The 12,207-nt window shown below is 40.3% G+C and carries 4 protein-coding genes; 3 read left to right on the top strand and 1 reads right to left on the bottom strand.

Annotation, left to right across the window (positions count from 1 at the left end; all coding sequences use genetic code 11):
- Window positions 1-98: 98 nt before the first annotated feature.
- Window positions 99-3,560 (bottom strand): hypothetical protein, encoded by a 3,462-nt coding sequence (locus tag RI844_RS17130; RefSeq protein ID WP_348395865.1) that lies wholly within the window; start codon window positions 3,558-3,560, stop codon window positions 99-101.
- Window positions 3,561-4,175: 615 nt separating this feature from the next.
- Between RI844_RS17130 and RI844_RS17125 the strand changes: the two genes are divergently transcribed.
- From RI844_RS17125 to RI844_RS17115, 3 genes are all read left to right on the top strand, one after another.
- On the top strand, window positions 4,176-6,854 hold the full coding sequence (locus RI844_RS17125; RefSeq protein WP_348395864.1) for a family 16 glycosylhydrolase: 2,679 nt from the start codon (window positions 4,176-4,178) through the stop codon (window positions 6,852-6,854).
- 125 nt (window positions 6,855-6,979) lie between these two features.
- Window positions 6,980-9,961, top strand: a complete 2,982-nt coding sequence (locus RI844_RS17120) for a TonB-dependent receptor (protein ID WP_348395863.1) — start codon at window positions 6,980-6,982, stop codon at window positions 9,959-9,961.
- 304 nt (window positions 9,962-10,265) lie between these two features.
- The gene (locus tag RI844_RS17115; protein WP_348395862.1) at window positions 10,266-12,179 is read left to right on the top strand and encodes a S9 family peptidase; all 1,914 of its coding nucleotides are present in this window, start codon (window positions 10,266-10,268) and stop codon (window positions 12,177-12,179) included.
- Window positions 12,180-12,207 lie beyond the last annotated feature (28 nt).

Below are 12,207 nucleotides of genomic sequence, written 5' to 3'. Positions count from 1 at the left end.
CCAAAGACATTTAGTTATAAGGTGTCTCGACAGGTTTATCTTCCGTTCAATATGTAATTAACGAGTTTTTATTGTTTACAACAAACAGATACCTGTAACTATTCTGCAAACAATTGCTTGCTACCTAGTACTAGAGTAAGTTGTTGTATACAGCCATTTTTAGCAAACAACTCAGAACTCAAATTTTCCGGCAGTGCCAATTGCGGAATTACTTGCTCGGTACCATCGTTAAAGCTAACGATTATTGATGGCTGGCAATTGTCATCAAGGCGATAAACGATTGGAACCTGGCACCAGGTAAACGCTAAACTTTGCGCGGCTATTGGCAGTTCTTGCCAGTTATTGCTCACATCTAAATAACGGAATATGTCCGGCTTGCTTAAAAACTCACATTTGCGCAGCAAGTAAGGCATAAATTGCACACAACCGTTATCAACTCGAATACCAAACTCACCGTAACGAGCAAGTATTTCTTCTTTAACCTGGCCGGTCATTCCTGGTTGCTGGGCACCTGCGTGTTTTGGCGTATGCGAATAAGGGTCAGTTGGAAATGCACCATACTCAGCTGGCGTTTTATTAAAGCCAATGCCTTCGCGCACGGCATAATAAAGCTGAGCTAATTTATGACATACAGCTTCTGGTTCACCTTGTGCAATGGCATTAAAGACGTTTTCTTCAACGGCTAGTAACAGCTTGGCAACCATATGCCAGTAGATACAACCTAAACCTTCAAAACCAAACATACCGCCTGAGCGGCCGGTAAATTCCTGATGATTAAATACTGACTCATAAAGATCGAGTATTTCGGTTTTACAGCTAACAAGTTGCTCGCCATAATCAACCGCCAACAAATCTATTTGTACTGCTAAGTCGCTGGCATTACCAAATTCTGCGTTAAACCGTAATGTGCCATCAACATCTTGTTCGACGATACGTTTATCGTTTAATGCTAGCATTTCTGGTAAAACTGGTAACTGGTAAAACTGCTCTTCGGCAATGGTATTTTTTTCTAAAAAGCTCGGCAGTTGACGATCGGGGTACAACATAAAGGTCTGTTGATCAGCCCGATAAACATCACTTGCAAATAAAGACTCGACAACAGATATCACTTCCTTCGGTGAAAGAGTACCAGCACTTAGAGCGGCAACCTGGCCCTCAAGCATTGGGTACAAACTGTCAATATTCATTGATTCGGTCTGTATGTCTAACAAGTTATAAGCGTTGTATAAGCCATCATCACGCTGGTTTACCAACACGGTATGATCTATTGCCGCTAAAGCATCTGCAAGCATAGACTTGATGGCGTTGATAGGCTCAGAAACTTGCCCAGAAAACGTCTCTTGTTGATAAACCGTTTGACGATATCTGCTGGCGGCGTTACCAAGTTCAGCAATGCTCAAATAACGCTGCTCGGCACCAATCGCAGTAGAGCCAAGTAAAGGACGTAATTTAGCCAAAGCTTCAGCAGTTTCAGCAAACCACTGGCTCACTTCTGTTGAAATGGCGATTGAATCAGATTCGTTACTGATAAGTTCTTGTAAGAAACAAATATAACGACGTAAATAAGACAAGGTCACCATAGATAAACCCTGACCAACTAAAGCGTTATTGGCATCATTCCACTCTGGGCGTTGGGTGTTTAACCAAATACCACCATCAACAACAAAATTCCCTAATTTAGAAAGTAACGTTACCAGTAATTTTTCAAATAAATTTACCAGATAAACATTATCATTTTGATCTTGGATTAATTTGCCATCAGCGCCAACCTTTTCAACCAGTTGTTCTATCCGCATTGCTAGATCATCGTCATAAGTAACGGTGTCTTTTGCATTTTCAAGCAAGTCTGCAAACGGCTTGATTCTATAAGGCACATTGGCATAACTGAATATTGGGTTTCTCAGTAACTCGGTCAAACGCGATGGATGAAATTGCTGAGAAAGCTCGAGCATTTTCTGCAAATAGATGATCTGATGATCACCCCAATAGCCGATATAACTCCATGGATCACTCTCATCTTCCACTTCCCAGTCAATACCTTCTTTGGTAATTCGATATGGGTTATAACCGTCGATAGTTGATGCATTCACAAATTTGCTGATCACATTCTCAATAAACTCAGGATAGCTAAACGTTAGCGCTTCCCAATTTTGAAAAATGTCGCGCCAATTACCTTGATAAGTAAGTAGTTTATTGTTGTGCTCATCAACCAGCTTTATCGCAAATTGATTCCACGGACGACTTGGATCACCATGGCGACGACCGAATGAAATTGGTAAATATTCATAACAAAGACGCTCTAATTGCGCATCATTTTGCTCTTTGATGGTAGCTAATAGTTCAGCAAAGCCTATTTTTTCTGGCAGTGCCAAAAGCATAGCTTGATGACGTAGGTATACATCACTGTTAAATAAACTAATGGTTTGAGAAAAATCTTTCGAAGAAACCGTATACTGATCATCAAACGCACCGCCACGTAGCAAATTAAATTGCACGTTAGCATAATGATGTACTGCCACATGTTCTTCGCCGGTAAGTTGAAAGGCATCACCTGATGCCATAATACGCGCCAAATCATCACTGCCTTGACTGATTGTATTTTCGATATCGTTGGCGAATTCACCAGAGTTCGAACGGCTCTCTTTTAATTTTTGTCTAATCGCAACCGCTTGCCCTTGGCTTAACTCTACATTGGCGACCAACTGCCAGCTTTGCGTTGCCCCAGCAGCAAGTGTTATCTCAGTATTAACTAGATATGCACCTCTAATACCGCGTTTATGATCTTCAGAGCTTATTACTTCACCGGCACGAAAATCCTCAAGTTGTTCATTAGAAAGCAGCACTTTGGCATTATCTAATCCTAAACAAAACACAGTATTCGCTTTTAATGACTCACAAGGCTCTGCTCTGTCGGTGATACCTGAAAACAATGTAAAAAAGGCTAAACCAGTTTGTGCATCAACTTCACTCCACTTATAGGCATCGACTAAATTACTTGAATTGGTTTGGGTAAAACGCGGTGTACCAGCAGGTAAAATATTTTGCAGTCCATCAATTAATTCAAGCGAAACATCGTCGCTGGCGCTGTTAACTAACTCACATTTACGCACAAAGCCGTATTGATCGCTCGTTAGCCAGGTATAACGAAACGTTAAGTTTAAATCGTGATTTATTTCTTCAAAGCAAAGTTTGTTACCTAAAACATTTTTATAAATATTACGAGTTAAATTAAAGCTTTTGTCGTGCTCGCGATTGAACGGTTCCCAATAAATTGTTTGACCTTGCTTTTCTACTTTGAACAGAGTTTTGCTACCGGTATGAAGATTACTTTCGTGTATTTTGTCAACGGTCACATAAGGAAATAACGCAGTTTCTGGAGATACTCGGCCAGCTGTCAAGCCGCCAGTTGAAGAGACAAATAACCAATGGTCGCTATTTGAGATCACGCTGATAAAAAATGGGTCCATTTTATCCATATTGCGAATAGCATAGTATCGTTCACCCGCTAATGTGACGAACTCACCCGCTACTTCAAATTCTTTTTTGTTACTAATATTCATGTTCTTTCCCGCCTAAGTTTCAGGCATGTTTATATTGATAAATGCAAATTTAAAACAGTTCAGCAGCATTGGCTGATACTTGTTCTATATTTTCTCAATGTTATTTTTATTTTGTTTTTCATAGACTCGAACGTAGTCAACTTCCATTCTTACCGGAAATATACTAATGTCGATTGGACCACTGGCCCTCCCCCACATACCTTCAACGGCTAGATTCAAAATCGCTGAGTAAGACAGTACTTGTATAAGCTGACAATAAGCTAAGAGAAATGAAACTCAATCAAAACAAGTTAAAGCGGACTTGGCTTGCGATAAGAAGTACTACGGGTTATATAAATCACTGTTTTAGCTGCTTGCAACCGAGATTTTTTAACTAGAAAAACGCTAATAAAAACAGAAAACTTTGCCATTTTGTCCATTTCAGCTTTGCACTAATCCACCTGACCGCATTTCAATGCTAATCATTAAATTCTTGTGCTAACACTATACTCAGGCATTTACATTTTGTTTACGATCGTATTTATATTTACATGGTTGGTTTAAAGTAAAACCAAGGAACATTCAGCATAAGAATGGTTATAAATACTGAATTAGGATATCTCTAGGGGAGAGAACATGACTACAATAGGTAGCGCTAAACGCAAGTCCCGCGCAATTGCAAGTTTAATTGGTATATCAGTAGCCTTAGGCCTTTCAGGCTGTGAGGAAACCAATACCGATACTGATTTTGAATCAATAGATACCACGGTACCAGTAAATGACTGGCAAATGGTATGGAATGATGAATTTGACGGTGACAAGATTGACTCAAGCAAATGGTTCCATGAAATTAATTGTAATGGTGGCGGTAACGAAGAGCAGCAATGTTACACCGACAGTGCTGAAAACTCATTTGTAGCTGACGGCATTTTAAATATTGTTGCATTGCCAGCTGAAGACACCACTGAAAAAGCTTATACATCAGCTCGCTTAAATACTCAAAACTTAGGTGATTGGAAGTACGGACGTTTTGAAATGCGCGCCAAATTACCATTTGGTCAAGGCTCTCACCCGGCATTTTGGATGTTACCAACCGATAACGTTTATGGCGGTTGGCCAGATTCTGGTGAAATCGATATTCTAGAAGCGGTTAACCTTAAAACTATTGATGATGAAGGCGTTACCGAATCAAAAGTAGTAGGTACGTTACACTATGGTGAACATGACATTTGGTCTGGCAAAGAGTATTCACTCCCAGAGGGCGTTAACCCAGCCGATGATTTCCACACCTATGCGATAGAATGGCAAGAAGGTGAAATGCGCTGGTATGTTGACGGTTATTTGTACCAAACACAAATGGCGTCAGAGGTAAGATACAACTCAAAAGAACAGGCTGTAGGCTTGGCTCACCGAGGTTGGTACAGTGAATACCATGACATTATTAGCGGTGAGTTGGAAACTCATTGGGATAACTCCCCTTTCGACCAAGACTTTCATCTGCTGCTTAATTTAGCCGTTGGTGGTGATTGGGCTGAAAACGTAAATGATGGTGGTGTAGACGCTGCTGCATTTGCCAACGGTCAAACCTTTGCAATTGATTATGTGCGTGTTTATGAATGTGTTATTGACCCTGATACCGGTAAAGGTTGTGAAACCATTCGCGCCGGTTATAAAGATGAAGATACATTAGTACCAGGTTTAGCACCAATTCCTTCTCCTCCATCTACTGGTATTCCGGTTAACCTTACCATTTTTGAAGATGCTGAAAACCCATTGTGGCAAATGTGGGATTGTTGTGGCGGTTCAGAGCCAGTGGTTGTAACAGATGATGATCCTGCTCATGGCGCGGTATCAGAATTTATTATTGGTGCAGAGCCTACAGTAATGGGTTATACCACACGTGAAGGTCATGGCGTAGAAGGCAGTGGGCCTTTTGATGCATCACCTATGATTGATACAGGCAGCGTTAAATTTGATATTAAAGTAGTAACAGCACCTGCAGATGCATCATCTACCTGGATGTTCAAAATTGAAAGTGGTGATGGTACCACGGCTGCTGAATTGCCATTTACCGACAGTAATGAAGGCGTAGCACCTACCGTTGGAGAATGGCAGAGTTATACCTTTGATTTATCGGTTCTTGCCAATGAAGGCTTAGACCTGTCTGCGATTGACGTATTAATGATATTCCCTGCTTGGGGTACCGGTGAAGGTGCAGTTTACCTTGTTGATAACGTAGAAATTTCGCAAGAAGGCGCGGGCAGTTTACCAGAGTTAGTATTGTTTGAAGATGAAGCCAATGCTGATTGGGCCCCATGGGATTGTTGTGGCGGTTCTACTCCAACCGAAGAGTTTGATGATGATGCGCATGGTTTAACAGTTGAATTTTCTATCGGCGCGACCGCTACGGTAATGGGTTTCAAACCAGAAGATGGTTCTGAAATTTCATTTGATGCATCAGCATTATTAACCGATGGTGTTGTGCAATTTGATATGAACGTGGTAACTGCACCGAATGATGCAAGCTCTACCTGGATGTTTAAAATTGAGAGTAATGGCACAACAGAAGCTGTCGAAATTCCAATTACCGATAGTGATGAAGGCGTAGCACCTGCTACCGGTGTATGGCAAACCTATACATTCAAATTATCTGATTTACAAACTGCGGGGCTAGATATTAGTGCCATTGACGTCATCATGATATTTCCAGCTTGGGACACAGGTGACGGTGCAGTTTATCGTGTTGATAATGCCAAAATTTACTCACCAAGTGCTGCGAATACCCCAAATACACCAACAGCTTCTGGCATAACCTTATTTGAAGAAGCTGCTACAACTGGCTGGGTAATTTGGGATTGTTGTGCGGGTTCAACACCAACAGTTGAAACTGATGACGCAGAACACGGCAATACCGCTGAATTTGTTATTGGCGAGACCGCAACGGTAATGGGTATAACATCTCGCGAAGGTCATAATGCAGGCGGGGTTCCATATGACGCATCGGCATTATTAAGCACAGGCGTAGTGCAGTTTGAAATGAAAGTGGTTACTGCTCCTAATGATGCAAGTGCAGAGTGGATTTTCAAAATTGAAAGTGGTGATGCGACTACCGAGGTTGAATTGCCAGTAACCGACAGCCTTGAAGGCGCAGCACCTATTGCAGGCGTTTGGCAAACCTATACTTTTTCTCTACAAAGTTTATACGATGCAGGGCTAGATGTAAGCGAAATCGATGTGCTTATGATTTTCCCTGCATGGGGCTCTGGTGAAGGCGCAGTTTATCGAGTTGACAATGTGAAGATCGCAACACCTTAGAGCTAATCAGTAAGAAATTTAGAGAATATTAATGTGCAACGTATGGCTGAAAAACTAAAACACAAAACAGTTCATACGTTAGCAACACATTGAAAATAAATACTTAAAAAATAAGTAGGAAAATTATGAAACAAGTTAACTTTAGTAAAAAACGACTTGCAGTCGCAATATCTATGTTACTAGGTACAGGTGTAGTAACACCAAGTTATGCTGCAGAAGAAGAAACAACTGCTGCAATTGTTGAAGATGTGCAAGAAGATGAAATAGAAGTCATTGAAGTATCAGGTATTCGTGGCGGTTTAATTCGATCAATGGATTTAAAGCGTGACAGTTCTGGTGTTATGGATATTATCTCATCGGAAGATATGGGTAAATTCCCAGATACTAACTTAGCGGAATCATTACAACGTATTACCGGTGTAACTGTGAGTCGCTCAAATGGTGAAGGTAGCCAAATAACCGTACGTGGTTTTGGTCCCGACTTTAACCTAGTTACTCTTAATGGCCGTACAATGCCAGGTACAGGTAACAGCCGCTCTTATAATTTTGAAAACCTTTCTTCTGATGGTATTAGTGCACTAGAAGTTCATAAAACTGCAAGAGCGAAAAACCCAAGTGGTGGTTTAGGTGCAACGGTTAATATTGTAACAATGAAACCGCTTAATAGCCCTGGTGAAAAATACTCTATTTCCGCTAAAGCTATGCATGACACATCTGTTGAAGAAGGTGATGACGTTACACCTGAGCTGAGTGCTGTTTATAGCAACACCTTTGCTGATGAAACGTTTGGTTTTGCATTTTCTATCAATCATCATCGCCGTGACTTCCAACAACAATCGGCAAATATTCAAGGTTGGCAAGCAAACGTTGCTTTACCAGATTTAGATCCTGAAAATGTAGTAGATGCCAGACCTGTCGATTTAGAAGGTAACCATACAGGCGATTACTTTTTCCCAAGGGATATGAACTACGGTATTAATAATGTTGAACGCGAAAGAACCAACGGTAATGTGACGTTTCAATATGCGCCTATAGATGACTTAATTGTAACCCTAGATTACACCGCCACAAATGCGATCACCGCCAGCAACTCAATTGGTTGGGGTATGTGGAATGATTATGGCGGCAACATTAATGCTTATGAATTAGATGAAAATGGTACCGCTATTTTTGCTGACATTAGCGGCAATGATGGCTCTTATTCGGCTTCACGTGGTACCACGGAAGTAGATGAGGAATCATTTGGCTTTAATGTAGCATGGCAAGCCACGGATTCATTTCACTTTGAACTCGATTATCACGACTCAACCAATGAAATTGATAATGGCGCCGATGATGGCATGAATGCTTATGGCACATTAGTTTTAGGGTCAAATAAATTAACAACAAAAACGTATGATTATCGCAATGGCGAAGTACCTCACGCCCAAATTTACTGGAATAATGGTACAACGACATTAGCACCTAGTGAGATAGATTCTCATTTTAGTCAGTTTGTACATAGCCCTGGCGAATCAAACGTTGAACAAATTCAGCTGCATGGTACTTGGGACAATAATGATTTTGACATTCCTCTGGTGAATATCAAATTTGGTGTTGCTCATACTGAGCAAGAAATGGGTGGCTCTAATGCCTGGAGTGGTCTGATTGGTGGCTTCTTATTTAACCCTGATTATACTGCAATGTTACCAGACGGTATGTTTAACTATCATACCACTAGTGGCTTTTTAGATGAGTTCAGCGGTGGCGGTAGCAGCTTAGCGCCAAGTTATTACTACACCTTTGACTTTGATGAAGTAGCGGCACGCTCTGCTGCATTCTTAACTAATGAGGAGCTAGGTGGTGATGATTATTTTGAAGCCACGGCTTATCATGACATGGGGACATACGGAGAAGGCGCTGTAAAAGAAGAAACAGATAGCGTTTACGTACAATCATTATGGGACTTTGAAATAGCTGAAATTCCAGTGCAAGTTAACATCGGATTGCGTTATGAAGAAACAGAAGTAACCAGTAACGTATTGCAAGATGTACCAACTGCTGTTTGGTGGAAAGGCGGCAGTGAGTGGCATACTCAATATCTTGATGGCAATAGCAATTTTTATCAAGATACCGGTAAACATGATGTGTTTTTACCTATGCTGGATATTAAAGTTGATATTACTGATGAGTTAGTTGGTAGGGCTTCTTGGGGTAAAAGCATTGCTAGAGCACCATTAGGTAGCCTGGCTGGTGGTTTATCGTTATCAGGTAGTCCGAAAATTGGTTCTCGCAATGGTGGTTCGGGTAATACTAACTTACAACCCTATGAAGCGACTAATCTAGATTTGGCACTTGAATATTACTACGCAGAAGGCAGTTATGCCGCAATTGGTTACTTTAAAAAAGAAGTTGAAAACTTTATTGGTAACGAAATTGTGCCACAACAATATGAAGAGTTTCTTGACATATACCAAGGTCCTCGCTGGCAACAAGCTGAAGCAGATCTTGTCGCTAATGGTATACAACCAACAAATGACGCTATTTTTCAGCAAATTCAAGACAACGGCTCTGCGCTAAATGAGCAAGGGTACTTAGTACCAAACGCTGATGATCCAGTAATGAATTGGGATATCTCACGTCCATTTAATAGCTCGGAAGAAAAAGAAGTTGATGGTTTTGAGCTGGCAATTCAACACTTGTTTGGTGAAACAGGCTTTGGTGTTGGTGCAAATGCCACCTTCGTTGATGGTGACGTTGAATTTGATGTAAAAAGTTTAGAGCAGCAAACGCCGTTAACAGGCTTAAGCGACTCGGCAAACTTCCAAGTATTTTATGAAAAACATGACTTGTCGGTAAAAGTGACTTACGCATGGCGTGATGAGTACTTAGTTGGTGTTGGCCAATCTCAGGGTTCTTCAGATGCGCCACCGCAATTTGCTAAAGAGTTCGGTCAAATTGATATGAGCGTTAATTATAACTTAACTAAAAACCTAACGGTGTTCTTTGAAGGATTAAATATAAATAACGAAACCGAGCAACTGTTTGGTCGTTACGAGGAGCAATTCTTAAGTGCTCGTCAATATGGTCCAAGGTATACAATTGGTGCCCGTTATAGCTTTAAATAGCTAGTTATGTAGTTTGGCGTTCAGATCACAATGAACGCCATTCTACTAACAATATTTTGTAATGATCTCAACTTACCTTGTCTTAAATAGATTAGTAAGTACAAGTTAATAGGTCCAATTGTTCCTAGAAAAACAAAGACCTATGATGCATATAAGGTTTATCTCCCAACAGCCTTATATGCATCACCCTTTCCATTTAGTTTTAGTACGTATAGTCAACGATAATAAACAACTACCTAGTTGACCTAACAAGTTGAAAATTATAAAGTAAAACACATAAAAAATAATAAACAAGGATGGTTTTATGCTTAACTTAATTTTACTCATCGTGCTTTCGATGCAACCTTTTTTCCTCTTTGCTCAACAGTTGCAAGTACCTGTTGAAGCTTATGGAAAATTACCGAGTAAAAGTATGGTGGTTATATCGCCAAATGCTGAGCGAATGGCTTACCGAGACACTTCAAATAATAACGACGCCATGGTAGTCATAGATTTAAAAAGTGGCTCTCTTCTGGCTGCTGTTGATGTGTCATCGGTGAAACCGGATAATGTCTATTTTATTGATGATGACAGGCTGATTTTTGTAGCTTCAAAAAATAAGCATATCTGGGGTTATAGAGGACGACATGATATAAGTGCTGCATTTGTTTATAACTTAACAACGGAAAAAATACATCAACTCTTGATCCAAGGCTATGGCATTTATGACGGTCAATCGCAATTAGGGAGTATTATTGGAATTTCCCCGGATAAGAAGTACGCCTATATGCCCGCTTATAAAAATCTTGGTGCATATAACTTGTATAAAGTTAATTTAGAAAAAAAAAGAAAACCTAGCATTTATCGCAAAGGCACCTCTGATACCATCGACTTCTTTTTAGATAAAAATGGTGAAATTCTTGCTCGTGAACGATATAACAATAAAACCAATTTACACCGTATTGAAGCGCTAATAGATGATGACTGGCAAGAAATATTTCGTCAAGAAACGCCTTATCGTACCAAAGGGTTTAATGGCGTAACACCTGATCGAAAAAGCTTAGTTATGATCAGCCAAGACGATGAGCATGGTCGTTGGGCTTATTATACTATGACGCTAGCTGATGGGACTATTTCGGGTCCTATATTTAGTCACAAAGATAAAGACGTTGAACATGTATTAACCGACATACAACGAGTAATACATGGTGTGCAATATTCTGGTTTTACGCCAACCTATGAATTTTTTGATGAAAAACTAAATGCTCGCATGCGTGGTATTAATAAGGCCATGCCAAACAATACCTTTGTGATTAAAGACAACACACCTGATTGGAATTCTATGGTGTTTTATATGGATGGCGAATTAAGCTCTGGCGATTACGTACTCTATGAAAAAGGCGCACTTGATTTATTATCACCTGCTCGACCAGATATTCCGCCACAAGCTGTTCACCCGGTAAAAGAGTATAGCTTTAAAGCACGAGACGGTTTAACCATTCCTTCGCTTATTACCACACCAATTGGTCAAACAGTTAAAAATCTTCCAGCCATAATGCTTCCTCACGGAGGACCAGAATCTTACGATAAACTTGGCTTTGACTGGATGACTCAGTATTTTGCTGGCCAAGGATATTTAGTAATTCAGCCGCAATTTAGAGGTTCTAAAGGGTTTGGAACTGAGCACCTATTTAAAGGAAGAGGTGAATGGGGCCGTAAAATGCAAGATGATTTGACCGATGCAGTGCACGACTTATCGAAAAAAGGCCTGATTGATAAAGCTCGTGTGTGCATTGTAGGTGCCAGTTATGGTGGTTATGCAGCGCTAGCCGGAGCTACGTTTACTCCCGATTTATATAAGTGTGTGGTTTCTATTAACGGTGTTTCTGATGTAGAACAGATGTTAGACACAGAACAACGTGATTACGGTAGTGACCATTGGGTAGTGTCTTATTGGCAAGATGTAATTTCAAAAGGAGATGTTGACGAAGATCATTTAGAACAAATATCGCCAATCAATTATGTAAAGAACGTAATCGCACCAGTACTATTGATTCATGGAGAACTCGATCAAACAGTACCAGTAGAGCAGTCAGAAGATATGTTTGATGAACTGGAAGATGCTGACAAGAATGTCACCTTCATCGAGTTAGAAGAAGGCGACCATAATCTTAGTAACGCTAAAAATCGAATGAGAGCACTTAAGGCCATTGATAAATTTATTAACCAACATATCTAACTGATTGGTTATATTTAAACCAGAAGAG

This window comes from Thalassotalea fonticola (assembly GCF_032911225.1).
GTDB classification, from domain to species: Bacteria; Pseudomonadota; Gammaproteobacteria; order Enterobacterales; family Alteromonadaceae; genus Thalassotalea_A; species Thalassotalea_A fonticola.
The sequence above is the reverse complement of the archived record's forward strand: the minus strand, read 5'-3'. Positions and strand labels throughout refer to the sequence as shown.